The organism is Nocardia sp. NPDC004582 (assembly GCF_053602115.1).
The window spans coordinates 1-17133 of record NZ_JBSGCY010000057.1 but is presented as its reverse complement, the minus strand read 5'-3'; the positions used below and the strand labels follow the sequence as shown (position 1 = coordinate 17133).

Sequence of the window (17133 nt, the reverse complement as noted above, 5' to 3'; positions counted from 1 at the left end):
CTCGGGTCAGGCGGTGACGCCGGCGCCGCCGTTCTCCAGGTGACCGGCGAAGTGCCTGCGCCAGTTGCCGTTTCCAGACGCCGTCAGGGTCAGGTCGTACCAGCCCTGGTCGAGCGGTGCGGTGAAGTCGCGGGTGGCTCCCGCGTCGACGGTGCTGCGGGAGCCGCCGACGTCGATCGTCGCCGCGGCGGAACCGGAATTGCGTACGGTGACCACGAAAGCGGGACTGGCCGCCGTGCCGCCGATGGCCGCCGTGGCGGTCAGCGCGGCGTCACCGTCGCCCGAGGCCTCGGCGAGGAAGCCGTTGGGGGCGTGCACGGCGAAGTCGTAGGAGCCGTTCACCGGGAAGCGCTCCTCGACGGTCACACCGGGGGCGACGACCGTCTGCCGGATCGAATTGCCTTGGTAGGCGAAGGTTTGGAAGGGCATGGGCACCGAGCCCTGATTGCCGAGGCGGATGGTCGCGCTGGCTCCGGCGACCTCGATCCAGGCCACCGGCTGGTAGGGCAGGGGCCGGGCCTTGGCGCGGCCGGGCTCCTGGACGGGCATCTGCTGACCGGCGGGCGCGGGTGGGACCGGCTTGGGCAGACCCTTCTGCCCGGCGGCGCGGGCGCGTTCGGCATTGGCGTCGGGCAGCGTCGGGATGCTGGTGTCGCGGCGGCTGAAATCGAAGCAGCTGGTGAGGTCGCCGCAGACGTCGCGCCGCCAGGCGGAGATATTGGGTTCGGCGACGCCGGTCCAGGCCTCGAGGAATCGCAGCACCGAGGTGTGGTCGAACACTTGGGAATTCACGTATCCGCCGCGGCTCCACGGGGAGATGACCAGCATGGGGACGCGCGGGCCGAGGCCGATGGGGGCGTTGCCGCTCAGCCCCGAGGCCGCCTTGGTGATCAGGTTGCCGATGTTCGCCGAGCCCGAGCTCGAGCCCAGCGTCGCCGAGCCGGAGCTCAGGTCGCCCCCGATATCGCCCGCCGCGGGCAGGATCTCGTCGAGGGTGCCGGGCGGCGCGGTCGGGGGCACCATGTGGTCGAAGAAGCCGTCGTTCTCGTCGTAGTTGACCAGCAGGACGGTGGACTCCCACAGTTTCGGGTTGTCCCACAACGCTTTCAGCACGCGCTGGATGTAGGCGGCGCCGTCGGCCGGGCGGTAGGCCGGGTGCTCGGAGTACCCGGCGGGCGCGACCACCCAGGACACCTGCGGCAGATTTCCGCCGGCGCAGTCCGAGATGAACTGCTGCAGCACGTAATCGACATTGCTGCCGTCGACGCCGGGCGGTGGGGGAGTCATGCCGCCCGCGGTCACCATGGCCCGGTCGGCCAGCTGCCGGACCGCGGGATCCGAGGATTTCGCGGCATTGTGGAAGTTCTGGAACAGCCACAGCGGGTTGTCGCCGTAGTCCGCGAGGAACGGGCCGCCGCTGTGCGAGTCGGCGTACACCTGCCACGAAATCCCGGCCTGCTGCAGGCGTTCCGGGTATGTGGTCCAGTTGAAGACGGGCCGGTAGTCCGGCGGATTGGACACCGCGGGTCCGCCCGCGCGCCCGGCCGGGTCGATGGTGCCGGTCCAGTGGTAGAGCCGGTTCGGGGTGGTGGGTCCCTGAATCGAACAGAAGTAGTGGTCGCAGATGGTGAACGCGGACGCCAGCGCGCGATGGAACGGGATGTCGGCCTCGGTGAAGTAGCCCATCGTCATCTTGGACTTGGCCGCGATCCACGAGTGGTACGCGCCGTCGGCCCAGGCCACGTGTGTGGTGTTCCAGTCGTGCGCCAGATCGCCCATGTCCTGACCGTCCACGCGGGCGGTGTCCACATGCCAGGGCAGCAGGAATCCGGTGCTGCTGAACGCGTCCGGCTGCTGGAAGGCGTTGCGTTCGCCGCTGCCGCCCGACCCGCTGCCGCTCCCGGAGCCGGAACCGCTGCCGCTGGCCGAACCACTCGCGCTGCCGGTGCCCGCCGACCCACTGCCCAGATCGGTGCCGAGCCCTCCGGCCAGCGCGGCGTCCATGGCGGCCTGCAGCACCGGGTTGTACCCGCCCGCGGGCAGACGTACGGCGCGCTTGTCACCGAAACCCCGGACGCCGCTCATGGTTCCGAAGTAGTGGTCGAAGGAGCGGTTCTCCTGCATCAGGATCACCACGTGCTGCACCTGATCGAGGCTGCCGGAGCGACCCGGTTCCGCGAGTGCCTCCGCCATGCCCTCGGGCAGCCCGGCCACTCCCGCCGCGCCTGCCGCTCCGGCGGCGAACATGCCGCCGAGCACCTTCCGCCGATTCGCCGTTCCGAATCCACGCCCCATCAGGAATCTCCATTCAGCATGCCGGTCAATATTTCCGACTCACGCCCCGTCGAGGTCTCGGGGACGCGCCGAAGGATGCTATGGCACAGCGTGATCGCACGGAAACACCGAATTCCGGGCGATTGACAAGGGCTGGTTGTCGATGGCGAATCGGCCGGCGACCGGGCGAATTGGCCCGCGAAAGTTGGTCCCCTGATCATCTTCGGGTCATGCGGGGGTGTCAGGGTGGCCGGGTGGGTACGCAGACACAGCCGCGGCCGGCACGCGTGGTGCGCTGGTTCCATGCGCTGTGCGACGGGATGGTCGCATGGCTCCCCGCCCGGCTGCGCCGCTTCGTGGCCCCCACCTTCGTCGGCTATCTGCTGGTGAGCGCCTTCACCTTCGGCGTGGACCTGCTGCTGCTCACCGCGCTGCACGCGGTGGCGCCGCTGCCGGTCGCGGTGACCGTCGCCTACTGCGCCGCCTTCGGACTGAGCTATCTGCTCAACCGGGTCCTGAACTTCGAATCGCATGCGGCGGTCGGCCCCCAGCTGGCCCGCTACATCGTGGTGGTGGTGGTGAACTACCTCGCGTTCATTCTCGGCGTGACGAGCGGCGTCGCGGCACTGGGCGTCGACTACCGGATCGCCCGCGTCGTGGGCAGTCTCGGCGAGGGGCTGTTCATGTACGCGTCGATGCGCTGGATCGTCTTCCGGACCAAGGCCACTCCGTAGCCCGTCGGTTCAGACGACGGCCCGGCGGTTCAGAGGAAGACGCCGCAGGTGGGCCACGCGCCTGGGCCCTGCCGGGCGAGGACCCGCTCGGCGACGCGGATCTGTTCCTCCCGGGTGGCGTCGGCCGGATTCCCCCTGCCTCCGTATGCTCGCCATGTGCTGGGGCTGAATTGCAGGCCGCCGTAGTACCCGTTTCCGGTGTCCGCGGTCCAGTCTCCGCCCGCCTCGCACTTGACCACGGCATCCCAGTCGTGCTTGGGCCTGGCCTCCGCGGTGGCGGAAAATGCACAGGTAAATGCCGCTAAACCTATGGTGAGAGCGAGAGTGCGAGCGGGTCTTCGAAACTCGTGCTGTCCGATCATGGCGTGTCTCCGACCTGGTAGCCGAGCGCGCGGGCAACAATCAGACGATAGTAACTGAAGATTCGCTCACTAGTGGAAATTGAAGTCCGCTGGATCCGGTTCGGCCAGCATCGACTCCATGGTGGCGCGGTCGAAGGGCAGCAGGTCGATACTGCCGCCCTCGGTGAAGTACCAGGAGTTGCAGCCGGTGTTCCACACCGTCGGGCCCATGGCCTCCGCCACCTCCGACTCGAAGCGGTCGGTCGCCGCCTCGGTGACCTCCACGGTGTCGAATTCGCCCGCGCTCCACCGCTGGATCCAGCGGGTGATGTAGCGCGCGGTCACCTCGGCGGCATGGTGCAGCGGGATCGAGCCGGTGGGGGAGTGCGGGCCCAGCACGGTGAACAGGTTGGGGAACCCCGGAATCGCGGTCATGCGGTAGGCGCGCGGCCCCTTGGCCCAGGCGTCGTCGATCGAGATGCCGTCGCGGCCGGTCAGATTCATCGGCCGCATGTAGTCGTGGGCGCGGAAGCCGGTGGCCAGCACGATCACGTCCACGTCGTGATGGCGGCCGTCGGCGGTGCGGATGCCGGTCGGGGTGACCGCCTCGATCGCCGTGGTGACCAGTTCGGCATTGCGGGCGCGCAGGGCGCGGTAATAGGTGCCCGACAGCACCTGGCGCTTGCACAGCGGTTCGTAGTCGGGCGTGAGCTGTTCGCGCAGGCCGGGTTCGAGGACCTGGGTGCGCAGGCTCAGCCGCGCGTACTCCTGGACCGCGCGCCGCCGCCAGCTGGGCCGGGTGACCACATCGGTGAACAGGCGCGCGCCGGTCATACCCGCTTGGTAGAGTGCGCGATTCACCTGCGGCAGCCGCCGCAGCGCCGCGCCGACCAGTGCGGGCTGGGGGATCCGCATCGGCGCCCAGATCACCCACTGGGGGCTGCGGACGAAGTGCGTGATGCGCTCGGCCTTCGGCTGCAGCGCCGAAACCACCTGGACGCCGGTCGATCCCGTGCCGAGCACCGCGATCCGCTTGCCGCCGGTCTCGATGGCGTCGTCCCAGCGCGCGGTGTGCACGATGGGGCCGCCGAAGTCGGAGAGCCCCGGAATGTCGGGGACGGACGGGTGATGCAGGACGCCGGTCGCGGCGATGACGAAGTCGGCCGTGTGACGGGTCCCGTCGACGGTCTCGACCTGCCATTCGGTCCCCGAGAATGCCGCGGCGACGACCTCCGAGTTCACCCGCAGCCGCGACCGCAGCCCGTACTGCTCCACGACGTCGGAGAGATACCGCTGGATCTCTGGGCCGGGCGCGAAGATGTGCGACCAGTCGGGCTTGGGCGCGAACCCGAACTGATACAGCTGCGACGGCACGTCGCAGGTCAGTCCCGGGTAGCGGTTCCAGTGCCACACGCCGCCGACGTCGGACCCCTTCTCCAGGATGACGAAGTCGTCGAACCCATTGCGCTGCAAGGTGATAGCGCTCGCGATGCCGGACACTCCGGCCCCGATGATCACGATGCGAGGCCGCCGCGGCACGCCCATCCCAACCTCCTCGTTGGATACTGCGAGAACTCGGATACTGACGGTATTTGGATCGGGCATGGATGTCAATCGGCCGGGCGGCTCGGCGGCCGCCCCGGCCAGGACGATCAGTGCGCGGCGGCGAACGCCGTCAGAGGTGCGGCGGCACGGTGCAATCGGCGAAATCGGGATCCTGCAGCCGGGTGACCAGGTCCGGATGGGTATCGCGGATAGTGCGGGCGACCTCGACGAACGAGCGCACCAGCGCGGATTCCTGGGCCACGCGCCACCCGACGGCGACCTCATTGGGCGGGGCGTCGACGATCGGCAGCAGCCGCACCCCCGGGAACGGGATCCACCGGGCACAGGCCACCGTCAGCACGATGCCCACCCCGGTGGCGACCTTGTGCAGTTCCTCGAGCAGTGAATTGGACCGCGAGATCACCGGCGCCGGCGCCCCGCCGCGGAAGGCGTCCAACTCCCAGAACGAGTTCCACGCCGGGTCGGTGGTGGTCGCACCCAGCATCGGCTCGTCGAGCAACTCGTGGGTGAAGACCTCGGTGCGCGAGGCCAGCCGATGACCGGTCGGCAGCATCACCATCAAGGGTTCGGCGAACAAGGTCTCGAACCGTACGCCGCCGTCGACGAACGGGCGGCGGGCGAAGGCCACGTCCACCGACCCGCTCGCCAGACCCGCGGACGGATCCTCGTAGGTGAATTGACGCAATTCCACGGTGATCCCCGGGTGCCGCTGGCGGAACGTCGAGAGGATCGGTTCGGTCAGGGTCAGCGCCGCGCCCTCGAGCGCGCCGAGGACCAGCCGATCCTGCTCGCCGCGATGCACCGAGCGGGCCCGCTCGATGGCGACGTCCAGTCCGGTCAGCGCGCTGCGCACGTCCTGCAGGAATACCGCGCCCGCCGCGGTGAGCTCGACATTGCGGGTGGTCCGGGAGAACAGCACCACATCCATGGACTGTTCGAGCTGCTTGATCTGGGTGCTCAGACCCTGCTGTGAGACGTGCAATCGTTGCGCCGCACGGGTGAAATTCAGCTCTTCCGCGACCGCGATGAAGTATTGCAACTGCCGGGTATGAACTTCCATGTGGCGAAGTCTAAGTCGAACGCTCCGGCGTTTTGCGGGCCTTTTACCGGCTCGAGCCGGAGCCGCCGAGCAGCGAGGTCAGGGCGCTGCTACCGGAGCCGGGGCCGCCGCCGGGCGTTCCGCCCACGGTGATCGTGGGGCCCTTGGTGGAGAAGTCGGAGGTGCCGGCGCTCGAGAGATACGAGATCCCGGTGGGCATGGGGGTGCCCGCGGCGCAGTCGCCGACCTTGTACTGCGCACTGAAGGTGGGCGACGGCGCGCTACCGGCCTTGGCGACCAAGATCGACCCGGCGGTGGTGAAGTCGCCCGCGATGAAAGTCGGCTGGACCTCGAGGTAGGGCTCGACCTGATGACTGCCGGAGGCGTCGGTGACCTTGGCCGAATCCCACACATAGGTGAGGCACGCCGGGTGGAAGTCCTTGAACCAATTGAATTTCTCGTCGGGGTTCATGGTGCGGGACAGCGTGGTGGTGACGGTGATCGTGTCACCCGCGGCCGGGGTGCTGTCGCTGACCGTGTGGGTGTACTGGGTGCCGTTGCTGTTCCAGGTGACCGAGGCGGGAGCGGCGCCCGCGGGGCCGGCGGCGACCAGCGCCAGGGCCCCAACTCCGATCACGGCGGCGCTCGCGGCCGTATGCGTCAAAACTCGTCGTCCCATGGTGATTTCCCTTGCTGGAAAACATTGGAAGTCAAGAGAAATCACCATTTCCGGATTGTCCACAAACAATACTTGTAGTTCCGTCCGCGAGCCGACCTGGTACGCCGCATCGGGATCACACCAGGAGCTTCGCCCGCAATGCGTCGATGGTGGCCTGATCCAGGCCGAGTCCGTCACGCACGTATCTGTCGAAGCTGCCGTAGAGCCGGTCCATTTCGTTGAAAGCCGCCTCCAGCCACGACAATTGGACCGCCTGCGGATCGCCCAGCTCGGTATTGCTCGCCAGATAGTCGGCATTCACCACATCGCGCGGCACGCCGAGCAGGGTGAGCAGCACCGCGGTGGCCCAGCCGGTCCGGTCCTTGCCGGAGGTGCAGTGGTAGAGCGTGGCGCCGCCGGTGTTTCCGGCGATGGACCGCAGCAGGGTGCCGAACGCGACGTCCGAGCCGTGGAAGTTGACCATGAACGGATAGCCGATCGACTGCTTGATATCGGAGCTGCCCGCGACGAATCCGTCGACCACCGCGCGCCCCAGCGTGATCACCGGGAACTCGTGGAAGGAGACGCCGCTGTCGAAGCTGACCACGTCGGCGACCTTGTACTGCGCGCCGGCCGGCACCCGGTCCGGCGCGCTGCCGCGCTCGGATCCGTTGCGCAGGTCCACATCCAGCGTCACCCCGGCCGTGACCAGCTTGGCCAGGTCGGCGTCGGTCAGCCCGGAGATGCGGTTGGAACGGAAGGCCACCCCGGTGCGGACGGTGCGCCCGTCGGAGGTCCGGTAACCGCCGATATCGCGAAAGTTGGCCGCGCCGTCGAGCCGGATGGCGGTGACGGCGGGCGCCGGCAGGGTCGACACCGGATCGTTCGGCGCGGCCGACCCGGAGGACGAACCCGACGAGCCGAAACCGCCCGATCCGGAACCGGACCCGGATGCGATGTCGGCGGGCTGCGCGGTCGCCGGGGTGGCGAGCGCCGCGCCCGAGGCGATCATTCCGGCGAGCGCGAGGGCCGCGACGTCGAACCGGGGAGATTGACTGGAGAACATGGAGAACCTGCTAACTGAGCGGGAGAACGGAATTCGCGTCCGTCAGGACTGCTTGATGGAGTACGAGCCGACGGTGTTCCCGGTCAGCTGCCAGCCGCCCGGCACCTGGGTGAAGGTGAGGTCGGAAACGTTGGTGGACTGGATATTCGGGCGTGCCGTACCTGGGTACCAGGCTTCGAGACGCCCCGTGCCCGAACCGGTGAAACCGTCGGCCGTGACCGTCGCCAGTGTGCCGGGGACCGCGCGGGGATAGGCGCGCGACAGCGGCCGGGCGTATCCCGGCGGCTGCGGCAGCGGCGCGCCCGAGGGACAGTCGACGGGGTTGATATTGCCGGTCGGCTTGTGCGTGCCGCCGCCGTTCACCACATGCGGGTCACCGCAGGCCTGCTTCCACGACCACCAGGCGCCGCCCATGCGATGGGCGTTGAGCTGGTCCACGAACCGATCCACCTTCGCCGCATCGGAATTCGGGTCCCCGAACCAGCCCCATTCGCCGGTCCACACCGGCACCTTGTACTTGGCGGCGGCGTCGAGGGCGAAAGTGAAGCCGACCTCGATGGTGGGGAAGGCGTTCACGACATTGATCGACTCGCTGTACAGATGCGGCGAGAACACCGCCAGCGGATCGGTGATGTACTTCGCGGGCGGGGTGGCGTCGATGCCGAGCGCCGACCACAGCGCGCTGGGCTCGAAGATCGCCAGGTGCGGCGCGCTGCCGCGCTCGGCCTGGCGGATGGCGGCGATCACCCGCTGGTAATACCGGCCGAGCTGGTCGGCCGCCGAGAACGGGTCGCGCAGACCGGGATTGGGCTCGTTGAGCAGGTCGTAACCGGCGATGGCGGGCTCGTCCTTGAACTCGGCGGCCAGCTTCGCCCAGGTGTCGACCAGATGGCCCTGGATGCCCTGCTTGTCGTCGTAGAAGTTCTGGAACGAGCGGGCCACGGCGGGCGCGGTCTCGCGGACACCGCCGAAGTCGCAGGTGGTCCAGCCGTCGGTGAGGGTCGCCCAGGCCGGCGCGCCGTCCCAGCCGACGCCGGGCTTCATGAAGATCGGGCAGCCCTGGCCCCGGGGGGTGCCCACGGCCTTGCCCCACGCGTCCTGGTGCATATCGAGCACGGTGTAGATGCCGTTGGCCTTGGCGTCGTCGACCGCGGCGCGGATGCGGGCCACGTAGTTCCGGTCGAACGCGCCGGGCGTGGGCTCGAGCGCCGACCAGGCCAGATTGAGCCGCACCACATTGAACCCGAGCGCCGCCAGCTGCGCGAAGTCGGTGCCGTCGAGCGGGGCGACGGTCGGCAGCGCGGGATCGTTCTGCGCATAGTCGTTGAGCTGGTTGACATTCGCGCCGCGCAGCAGCACCGTGCGCCCGGTGACGTCGGTGATGACACCATTGGAGACGGTGAGCTGAGGCAGGGTCCAGCCGCCGGGCTCCGCGCCCGCCTGCGGGGCCTGGGCGGCGACGCCGGTGAACAGGATGGCCGCCAGGGCGGCGGGGGCCAGGACCCGGCCTCGCTTCAGCATGGAGAACCCTTCTGCGGAGTGAAATCGCGAGAATTCCCCCGGGCGCTGCCCGAGGGGTACCCGAAAAACCTAGCGGCCCACCGGACCCCAGTGGAAACAGCGGTTCTCGGATGATTGACAATCCGGGGTTGTCAATGCCCCCGAAATTAGGATTTAAGTTCTCTCCGACTGTGCTCTAGCGTTTCCCGGCGTGAGCGAACACTTGAATTCCCCCTCGGCTCACCGGTAATGGGTTCCGGGTTCTCCGGAACTGTTGGAAGGAATCATGAGTAAGACCCCGAAAATGGCTGCCGGAATTGCGGCGGCCACCTTGGTGATGTCCGGGGCGGGCATCGCCCTCGATACCGCGAGCGCGGCCGCGGAACCGCAGCCCGGGTGCGTCCAGACCCAGCATGTCGATTACAACCCGGGTGCCGCCAGCTTCTGGATCACCCACACCTACGACAAGTCGGTGTCGGTGGCCACCGCCGCCGCGGGCACCCTGGTCACCTACAAGATCGTGGTCGGCACCACGAGCATCGGCAACCCGTATGTCAACCGGATCAACGACTTTCCGCCGCCGGGGTTCGACAAGCCGGTCAAGACCGTGGTCACCGCCTATCACGTCGGCACCGGTGAGCAGGCCGTCGAAGTGACGCCGGAGCCCGACTTCGGCGGCTGGATGGTGACCAGCACCGGGTGGTTCGTGAACTCCGGCTATCCCGTCACCGCCGAGTTCACCTACAAGGTCCCCGCTTCCGTCACCGACGGCCAGCAGGTCATGAGCGGCGGGATCGGGGTCGGCGGCACCGTCGGCGTCGGATCCAACCAGCCGGACATGGGCGTGTGCTTCACCGCCCGCGGCGCCAACCCCGGCGAGGCGCTGCTGGGCAGCATGGACCAGAGCGGTCTCGGCTCCTCCCAGAACCAGCTCAGCTCCACCGGTTCGGTGACCGACATCATCGCCAACGTGATCAAGCGCCTGATGGGCAGCTGAACCACCCGAAAACCCCTGGGCCGCGGTGCGCGCGCGGCCACCGCGGCCCAGGACCCTTCGCACCGCTTTTTCCAGGAGTCCGTCGTGTCGCCCACCCGCACCTTCGCGTCGCTCATCGCGTCGTGCGCCGCCGTCGCGGCGCTGGCCGGTGTCGCACCGGGCGCGTCGCAGGAGTCGCGGGCCGAGGTCGCCTCCCACCTGGATCACGTCGATCGGGCCGGGCAGCGGCAGCGGATGCTCTACGTGTATTCGGCCGCCATGCGACGGGTGATCCCCCTGCAGGTGATCGCGGCCGCGCGACCGAACGCGCCGACCCTGTATCTGCTCAATGGCGCGAGCGGCGGCACCGATATCACCAATTGGTACAGCCGGACCGATATCGTCTCGTTCTTCTGGAACAAGAACGTGAATGTGGTGACTCCGGTCGGTGGTGAATTCTCCTATTACACCGACTGGCAGCGCGACGATCCGACATTGGGTCGCAATCGCTGGGAGACGTTCCTGACCCGGGAACTGCCGACCATCGTGGACGCGACCCTGCAGGCGTCGGGCGTGAACGCGATCGCCGGCCTGTCGATGTCGGCCACCTCGGCGCTGGACCTCATCTCGGCCGCCCCCGACGTCTACGCCGCGGTCGCCGCGTACAGCGGCTGCGCCGCCACCTCGGATCCCGCCGGGCGCGCCTACATCCGCCTGGTGCTGGCGCGCGGCGACGGCGACCCCGTGAACATGTGGGGCTCCGACGACGACCCCGCCTGGCGCGCCCATGACACGGTTCTCAACGCGGACAGCCTGCGCGGCAAGACGATCTATCTCTCCGCGGGCACCGGCCTGCCCGGAACCGCCGAGGCGCTGGGCGCACAGCCCACCCCCGACCAGGTCATCACCAAGGCCGACCAGATGGTGCTGGGCGGCCTGATCGAGGCCGCCACCAACGCGTGCACTCACCAGCTGGCCGATCGCCTGGCCGCGCTGGACATTCCCGCCCAGGTCGACTTCCGGCCCACCGGCACCCACACCTGGGACTGCTGGCAGCAGGACCTGCACAAGTCCTGGCCCCTGCTGGCCGCCGCGCTCGGCGCGGAATAGCCAGGGCGGCCGTCCGATCACCGCGGTGATTGACATCGACTTCTTGTGAAAGACCGGAAAATTGTGATTTCTCTTGTCTCCCAAGGTGTTCTAGCGTTTCTGCTGCATTCGGAAACAGCAAGACCGAAGCGCTTTACGCATTCGCGAGTCCGAGGAGTACATCGATGAAATCCAGTCTCATCCGAGCGGCTGTCGTCACGCCCCTGGCGCTGCTGCCACTCGGCCTCGCGGCGGGCCCGGCCCAGGCGGATGCGCAGGCGCCGGTCACCGTGAACTTCCAGTGCCAGGCCACGCCGCCGATCGGCGGGGCGCAGACCTTCACCATGGCCCTCTCGGTGACGGGCGCCGCGCCGAGCACCGCGAAAACCGGTGATGCCGTGGCGATCACGCTCACGCCGGCCGCCATGCAGGTTCCGGCGTCCGTGTCCGGGTACACCCTGCGCAGCATTCGCGGCATCAAGCTGGTGATGCCCGTGCCGGCGAACTCGACCTACGTGTCCTCCTCGGTGTCGGGCGGCACCACCGCCGCGACCGTCGGGCAGTCGGGCGGCAAGCTCACCCTCGACGCCCCGGGCACGACGGCCGCGGGCGCGAACCTCACCCTGCCCGCGGTCACCGTCAACCTCACCGCGACCGCGGTCGGAACCCTCACCAGCACCATCGGCGGCACCGGCTACGGCGACCCGGGTTTGAGCTTCACCGCGTCCGTGGATTCCGGGACCATTCTCGGCGCGGTGGACGTGCCCGTGAAGTGCTATCCCAACCCCGCGCCGACGCTGACCACCACCACGGTGTCGGCGGGCAGCCCCGGCGGCAATCCCGGCGGAAACCCGGGCGGCGGCTCCGGTTCCAGCGGTCTCGGCAGCCTGGGGTCGCTGCTGGGCGGCTCCGGCTCCAGTCAGTAACGCCGCGGCTGTCGTGAAAGAGGCCCGGAACCTTCAGGTTCCGGGCCTCGTCGCCGTGCCCACGCGGCCCTGGCTCGCGTCACGGCAGTGGGGGCCTCGGGTTCGGGACCAAGGGGATATCCCGCTGAATGAGACCCGGCGCCAGTTCGTCACCGGGGCCGCCATCTACCAGCCGCTGCTGGGCGTCGAGGCCGACTTCCTGCAGGCCGCCATCGACCAGCTGGTGGCCGACTACGGCTCGGTCGACAAGTACCTGAAGGACGGCCTGGGTCTGAAGGGGCAGACCATCGAGCAGCTGAAGCACAAGCGATTCAGCAGTAGTCCATTCCTTCCGGCCGGTTCTGAAAGATCCTCCGAGGCAGCGGCTTTCGCCCGTGAACTCCCTCACGGCGAACGGTTCGCCCTCGGGGGCCCGACCGTCCGCGCCGAGCATCCTGCGATCATGTACCGCTGCGCATCCTGCGATCATGTACTGATGAGTAACTGGCTGGAGACGCCCGGCGGCGACCACGCCCGCCCCCTCGCCCATCCGGTACCTGGCATGCGCGAGGTGCGGTTCGGTCTCGCCGAACTGCGCGCCGACGACGAGCGGCCGGGTGGGTGGCTGCTGAGCGTCAACGGCATCGCCCAGTCCTACGTCGATCTCGACGATCCGACCTACCTCGAGCTCGAATACATGCGCTACCTGGGCTACGTGGTCGACGCCCTGGAACCCGCCGCCGCCCCGCTGGACACGGTGCACATCGGCGGCGGAGGCGCCACCTTCCCGCGCTACCTCGCGGCCGTCCGCCCCGGTTCCCGGCACCTGGTCATCGAGGCCGACGAGGCGTTGGCCCGCTTCGTCGACGAACGCCTGGGCCTGCGCTCGATCCCCGGCGTCGACCTGCGCATCGGTGATGGAGCGACCGAGATCGCCACTCTCCCCGACGATTTCGCGGACATCGTGGTGGCCGATGCCTTCGAGGGCCTGCGGATGGCCGCGGGTATCACCGGCCCCGCGTTCACCTCCGAGGTGGCCCGAGTGCTGCGGCCGGACGGGGTTTACCTGCTGAATCTGGTGGGTACTCGAATCCCTCTGGACGACATCCGCTCGACCTTCCCGTACCGCGCGCTGCTCGACGGGGACGTCTTCGCGGGCTACCAGGGCAACCGGGTACTGGCCGCGAGCCGGGCGCCGCTGCCCCTCGATGCGCTGTACCGCCAAGCGGAACGGGCCTTCCCGCCGGTTCGCGTCGCGGCCGAAGAATCCGAAACGAGTTCCTAGCGCGTTGGGTGCCCTGGGTGAGGGGATCGCCGCCGACCGCGGTTGCCGACGGTGACCGTACACGAAAACGGTATGGCACGAAGAAATTGTGGATTCAGGAGGACAGCGCGGCGACGCGGGTGCCGCGGTGCGGCGTCTCCAAGCGGGCGATGAGGCCGGGATTGGCGGCGCGAACCCGGCGGGCCACCTCGACGAAGGACCGGACCAGCGGGGTCTGGTGCGCGGCGCGCCAGCAGACGGCGACCTCGTTGCGGGGTGCGTCGCGCACCGGAATGACGCGCACACCGGGAAAGCGGATCCAGCCCGCGCACGGCACGGTCATCGCGATGCCCGCGCCGGTCGCGACCTGATGCAGTTCCTCGAGCAGCGTCCGCACCGGGAGAACGCTCGGGGCCGCATGGCCGTCGCGGTGAGATTCCAGCCGCCAGAACGCATTCCACACCGGGTCGGCGGGCGCTGAGGCGAGGATCGGATCGTCCAGCAGTTCCGCGGCCGAGACCTCGGCGCGGTCGGCGAGGCGATGCTGCGTGGGCAGCATCGCCATCAGCGGCTGGGAGAACAACGGCTCGAAACGCAGCCCCTCATCCAGGAACGGGCGGCGCACGATGGCCACATCCACCAGTCCGTTCGCCAGACCGGCGGAGGGGGTGTCGTAGGTGAAATGGCTCAATTCCACGGTCACGCCGGGATGCCGCTCGCGGAACGCGGCCAGAATCGGCTCGGTGAGGGTCAGTGCGGCACCCTCGAGGCAGCCCAGCACCAGCCGGTCGTGCTCACCGCGATGGACGGCCCTGGCCGCCTCGGCCCCGAGACTCAAGTTGGCGAGAGCGTCGCGGACATGTCGCAGGAACGCGGCGCCAGCCGCGGTGAGCTGGACCTGCCGGGTGGTCCGAGTGAACAGCTTGACGTCCATCTCGTGCTCGAGTTGCTTGATCTGGGTGCTCAGCCCTTGTTGCGAGACATGCAATCGCTGCGCGGCCCGGGTGAAACTCAATTCCTCCGCGACAGCGATGAAGTACTGCAACTGCCGGGTATGGACTTCCATGGGGCGCAGTCTAGGCTGGTCAGGCGTGTGAACAGTGCCGTTTTCGGAAATCCGTACCAACCGGTAGCAATCTTGCGGCAGCGTCGGTTACCGGTCGATCTCGCTGCCGTGCAGGGCGCGGGTCAGCAATTCCCGCAATTCCGCTCGGGTGGCCGGGTGGCGGGTCGAGTACGCGCTGGTCACCGTCTGCTCGACCACCTCGTCCAGGTCCGCCTCGCGCAGGCCCAGGGCCGCCAGGGAATTCGGGGCGCCGGCGAGGCGGCCGAGGTGGGCGAAGGCGCGGGCGGGGGAGTCGGTGTCCAGGGCGCGGCGCAGCGATTCGAGGGCCTGTGGTTCGCGCGGGAGGGTGAAGGCGGCGACATAGGGGAGCACGATGGCGTGGGTCTGGGCGTGCGGCAGGTCGAAGGTGCCGCCCAGGACGTGACACAGCTTGTGGTGCAGGCCCATGGTGGTGGAACCGAGGCAGGCGCCGCACAGCCACGCGCCTTGCAGGGCGGAGGCGCGGGCGGTGAGATCCGTGCCGTCCTCGACCAGGGCGGGGATGGCGGTGGCGAGGGCGCGCACGCCCTGCTCGGCCATCGCCGACGGGACCGGGGAGGCGTCGGGCGCGTAGAGCGCCTCCATGGCATGCGCCATGGCATTGAGACCACTGGTGGCCGAGATCTCCACCGGCAGGCCCGCCGACAACTCGGGGTCGTAGATCACGCTGCGCGGCAGGACGATCGGGTCGCGGCCGGTGCGCTTGCGGCCGTTCTCGGTGAGGCCCCAGATCGGTGTCATCTCCGATCCGGCGTAGGTGGTGGGCACCGCGATCACCGGCAGCCCCGTTTCGAGGGCGATCGCCTTGCCCAAGCCCACGGTGGAGCCGCCGCCGATCGCCACGCACCCGTCGGCTCCCGCGACGCGGGCGGCATCGGCGGCGGCGCGGGCCGTTTCCGCCGGGACGTGCATGCGCGCCCGGTCGTAGACCCCCGCCGCCAGATCGCCCAGTTGCCCGACCGCACGGTTCGCCAGCCCACCCTGTTCGGGCGTGGACAGCACCATCACCTTGGTCAGACCGAGATGCTGTGCCTCGGAACGCAATCGGTCGATGCTGCCCGCTCCGAATACGACCCGCATCGGGTGCGACTGATAGGTGAAGTCAACGGTCATCGGAGGAACTCGCTTCCGCTAGAACGATATCGAACTCGACATGCCGGAAAGGCGCGGTGACGCCGAGGCTTTCGGCCAGCACGGTGTCGTCCGACTCGGCGAACTCCCGGACCAGGCTGCCGCGCACGGCGAACACCGTGTCACTGTCGATATAGGGGCTGTCGGCCACGAAGACGTGCGTGGTGACGGGCCGATGGCCGGGGGCCTCGGCGATGAAGTGAATGTGCGCGGGCCGGTAGGGATGGCGGCCGGTGACGTGCAACAGCTTTCCGACGGGCCCGTCATCGGGGATCGGATAGTGGCTGGGCAGCACGGTGCGGAACCGGTAGCGGCCCTGGTCATCGGTGCGGAACAGCCCGCGGCCGTTGCCCGCGGGCTGGCGATCCGGTTGCTGCACGTCGTAGAAGCCGTCCTTGTCGCACTGCCAGACATCGACACTCGCGCCGGCCAGCGGCGTGCCGTCGACATCGAGGACCCGGCCGCTGACCACGCACGGGGTACCGGCGCCGAGCAGATCGATGGTGTCGCCGAGCTCGCGCGCCGGGGACGCGGTGGCGTGGAACGGGCCGAGCACGGTGTTCTCGGTGGCCCCGGCCGCATCGCCGTTGATCGTCTCCACCAGCGCGGAGACGCCCAGCACATCGGACAGCAGCACGAATTCCTGCCGGGTGTCGTCACAGGTGTGGCCCACCGCGGTGAGGAACTCGATCGCCCGCTCCCATTCCGCGTGCGTCGGACGGGCTTCGGTGACGAAACTGTGCAGGTGAGCGGTCAGCGTCGTCAGCAGATACCGCAGCCGCGGATCCGGTGTGGCGGCGAAACTGGCTTGCACGGCGGCGGTCGTGGTGTGTTCGGTGAGATCCATGGACGCCTCACTGCCTCCAGGTCGAGAAACGGTCCGTGAACCAATCGGCCACGAACGCGGTCCGCTCGGCGGAATGGTTGTAGATGGTGTGCTCGCCGTCGTCCCACACCCGCAGCGTCGCATGTGCGGGATCGGCGGCGTCGAGGAACGGGCGCTGTTCGGCCGGCCCCACGATGGGGTCGCGGCCGCCGTGCAACACCAGCATCGCGCCGCGCACCCGCTGCCGGCCCGAGTCGAAGCTCAGCCGCTCGAAATTGGCGCGCACGGCATCGGCATCGGTGGTGCCGAGCATGGCCTGGGCCTGCTCGGCGAAGGTGCGGAACTCCAGCAGCCGGGGCCGCGCGGGCGCACCGTTCACACAACACGCGACCACCCGCTCGTCGGCGGCGGCGGTGAGCGCCGCGAACAGGCCGCCCATGCTGTTGCCCCAGATGCCCACCGCGCCACCGAGTTCCGGGTCGGCGAGCACGAAATCCACGAAGGCGCCGTAGGCGGCGGGCACGTCCACATCGAGCAGGACGCCGCCCTCGAGCCGGGACCGGCCCTGTCCGGGGCCCTCCGCGAGCAGGGTCGCGATGCCCCGGCGTGCCAGTGCCCGGGCCGCGTCGAGAAAGGCCACGCCCCAACCGCTCTGGCCG

At 69.0% G+C, this 17133-nt stretch carries 16 protein-coding genes; 5 read left to right on the top strand and 11 right to left on the bottom strand.

Annotated elements, in window-relative coordinates; genetic code table 11:
* Positions 1-6: 6 nt before the first annotated feature.
* Positions 7-2193, bottom strand: a complete 2187-nt coding sequence (locus tag ACWELJ_RS17710) for a phosphocholine-specific phospholipase C (RefSeq protein ID WP_452367221.1) — start codon at positions 2191-2193, stop codon at positions 7-9.
* Positions 2194-2528: 335 nt separating this feature from the next.
* Between ACWELJ_RS17710 and ACWELJ_RS17705 the strand changes: the two genes are divergently transcribed.
* Positions 2529-3008: a GtrA family protein gene (locus ACWELJ_RS17705; RefSeq protein WP_452367205.1), complete on the top strand. Its 480-nt coding sequence runs from the start codon at positions 2529-2531 to the stop codon at positions 3006-3008.
* A gap of 29 nt (positions 3009-3037) precedes the next feature.
* On the opposite strand, the gene ACWELJ_RS17700 is transcribed toward ACWELJ_RS17705, so the two are convergent.
* From ACWELJ_RS17700 to ACWELJ_RS17675, 6 genes are all read right to left on the bottom strand, one after another.
* Positions 3038-3370, bottom strand: a complete 333-nt coding sequence (locus tag ACWELJ_RS17700; protein ID WP_452367204.1) for a transglycosylase family protein — start codon at positions 3368-3370, stop codon at positions 3038-3040.
* 69 nt (positions 3371-3439) lie between these two features.
* Positions 3440-4894 (bottom strand): flavin-containing monooxygenase, encoded by a 1455-nt coding sequence (locus ACWELJ_RS17695; RefSeq protein ID WP_452367203.1) that lies wholly within the window; start codon positions 4892-4894, stop codon positions 3440-3442.
* 130 nt (positions 4895-5024) lie between these two features.
* Positions 5025-5975, bottom strand: coding sequence for a LysR substrate-binding domain-containing protein (locus ACWELJ_RS17690; protein WP_452367202.1), 951 nt, complete (start codon positions 5973-5975; stop codon positions 5025-5027).
* A gap of 43 nt (positions 5976-6018) precedes the next feature.
* Positions 6019-6633, bottom strand: a complete 615-nt coding sequence (locus tag ACWELJ_RS17685; protein WP_452367201.1) for a hypothetical protein — start codon at positions 6631-6633, stop codon at positions 6019-6021.
* A gap of 115 nt (positions 6634-6748) precedes the next feature.
* The gene (locus ACWELJ_RS17680) at positions 6749-7678 is read right to left on the bottom strand and encodes a tyrosine-protein phosphatase (RefSeq protein WP_452367200.1); all 930 of its coding nucleotides are present in this window, start codon (positions 7676-7678) and stop codon (positions 6749-6751) included.
* Positions 7679-7720: 42 nt separating this feature from the next.
* Positions 7721-9199 carry a glycoside hydrolase family 5 protein gene (locus ACWELJ_RS17675; protein ID WP_452367199.1) on the bottom strand — a complete coding sequence of 493 codons (1479 nt, stop codon included), beginning with the start codon at positions 9197-9199 and terminating at the stop codon, positions 7721-7723.
* A gap of 265 nt (positions 9200-9464) precedes the next feature.
* Between ACWELJ_RS17675 and ACWELJ_RS17670 the strand changes: the two genes are divergently transcribed.
* The 4 genes from ACWELJ_RS17670 to ACWELJ_RS17655 all read left to right on the top strand — a co-directional run bounded on the left by ACWELJ_RS17670 (position 9465) and on the right by ACWELJ_RS17655 (position 13433).
* Entirely contained in the window at positions 9465-10175 is a 711-nt protein-coding gene (locus tag ACWELJ_RS17670) for a hypothetical protein (protein WP_452367198.1), read from the top strand.
* Positions 10176-10259: 84 nt separating this feature from the next.
* Positions 10260-11264, top strand: a complete 1005-nt coding sequence (locus ACWELJ_RS17665; protein WP_452367197.1) for an alpha/beta hydrolase — start codon at positions 10260-10262, stop codon at positions 11262-11264.
* 164 nt (positions 11265-11428) lie between these two features.
* Positions 11429-12169 carry a hypothetical protein gene (locus tag ACWELJ_RS17660; protein WP_452367196.1) on the top strand — a complete coding sequence of 247 codons (741 nt, stop codon included), beginning with the start codon at positions 11429-11431 and terminating at the stop codon, positions 12167-12169.
* Positions 12170-12224: 55 nt separating this feature from the next.
* Positions 12225-13433, top strand: a complete 1209-nt coding sequence (locus ACWELJ_RS17655; protein WP_452367195.1) for a fused MFS/spermidine synthase — start codon at positions 12225-12227, stop codon at positions 13431-13433.
* Positions 13434-13527: 94 nt separating this feature from the next.
* Here the strand turns inward: ACWELJ_RS17655 and ACWELJ_RS17650 are convergent, their stop codons facing one another.
* From ACWELJ_RS17650 to ACWELJ_RS17635, 4 genes are all read right to left on the bottom strand, one after another.
* Entirely contained in the window at positions 13528-14478 is a 951-nt protein-coding gene (locus tag ACWELJ_RS17650; protein WP_452367194.1) for a LysR family transcriptional regulator, read from the bottom strand.
* A gap of 87 nt (positions 14479-14565) precedes the next feature.
* Entirely contained in the window at positions 14566-15630 is a 1065-nt protein-coding gene (locus ACWELJ_RS17645; protein ID WP_452367193.1) for a maleylacetate reductase, read from the bottom strand.
* Positions 15620-16495 (bottom strand): dioxygenase family protein, encoded by an 876-nt coding sequence (locus tag ACWELJ_RS17640; protein ID WP_452367192.1) that lies wholly within the window; start codon positions 16493-16495, stop codon positions 15620-15622. The genes ACWELJ_RS17645 and ACWELJ_RS17640 overlap by 11 nt, the downstream gene beginning before the upstream one ends.
* Before the next feature lie 7 nt (positions 16496-16502).
* On the bottom strand, positions 16503-17133 hold a 631-nt coding region (locus tag ACWELJ_RS17635; RefSeq protein WP_452367191.1), incomplete at its 5' end, for an alpha/beta hydrolase family protein.

What these genes read in the sequence shown, in the direction of transcription:
- ACWELJ_RS17640 (WP_452367192.1), bottom strand. Translation starts at nt 16,495, where the DNA reads ATGGATCTCACCGAACACACCACGACCGCCGCCGTGCAAGCCAGTTTC.
- ACWELJ_RS17690 (WP_452367202.1), bottom strand. Translation starts at nt 5,975, where the DNA reads ATGGAAGTTCATACCCGGCAGTTGCAATACTTCATCGCGGTCGCGGAA.
- ACWELJ_RS17675 (WP_452367199.1), bottom strand. Translation starts at nt 9,199, where the DNA reads ATGCTGAAGCGAGGCCGGGTCCTGGCCCCCGCCGCCCTGGCGGCCATC.
- ACWELJ_RS17660 (WP_452367196.1), top strand. Translation starts at nt 11,429, where the DNA reads ATGAAATCCAGTCTCATCCGAGCGGCTGTCGTCACGCCCCTGGCGCTG.
- ACWELJ_RS17695 (WP_452367203.1), bottom strand. Translation starts at nt 4,894, where the DNA reads ATGGGCGTGCCGCGGCGGCCTCGCATCGTGATCATCGGGGCCGGAGTG.
- ACWELJ_RS17645 (WP_452367193.1), bottom strand. Translation starts at nt 15,630, where the DNA reads ATGACCGTTGACTTCACCTATCAGTCGCACCCGATGCGGGTCGTATTC.
- ACWELJ_RS17670 (WP_452367198.1), top strand. Translation starts at nt 9,465, where the DNA reads ATGAGTAAGACCCCGAAAATGGCTGCCGGAATTGCGGCGGCCACCTTG.
- ACWELJ_RS17710 (WP_452367221.1), bottom strand. Translation starts at nt 2,193, where the DNA reads ATGGCGGAGGCACTCGCGGAACCGGGTCGCTCCGGCAGCCTCGATCAG.
- ACWELJ_RS17680 (WP_452367200.1), bottom strand. Translation starts at nt 7,678, where the DNA reads ATGTTCTCCAGTCAATCTCCCCGGTTCGACGTCGCGGCCCTCGCGCTC.
- ACWELJ_RS17685 (WP_452367201.1), bottom strand. Translation starts at nt 6,633, where the DNA reads ATGGGACGACGAGTTTTGACGCATACGGCCGCGAGCGCCGCCGTGATC.
- ACWELJ_RS17650 (WP_452367194.1), bottom strand. Translation starts at nt 14,478, where the DNA reads ATGGAAGTCCATACCCGGCAGTTGCAGTACTTCATCGCTGTCGCGGAG.
- ACWELJ_RS17700 (WP_452367204.1), bottom strand. Translation starts at nt 3,370, where the DNA reads ATGATCGGACAGCACGAGTTTCGAAGACCCGCTCGCACTCTCGCTCTC.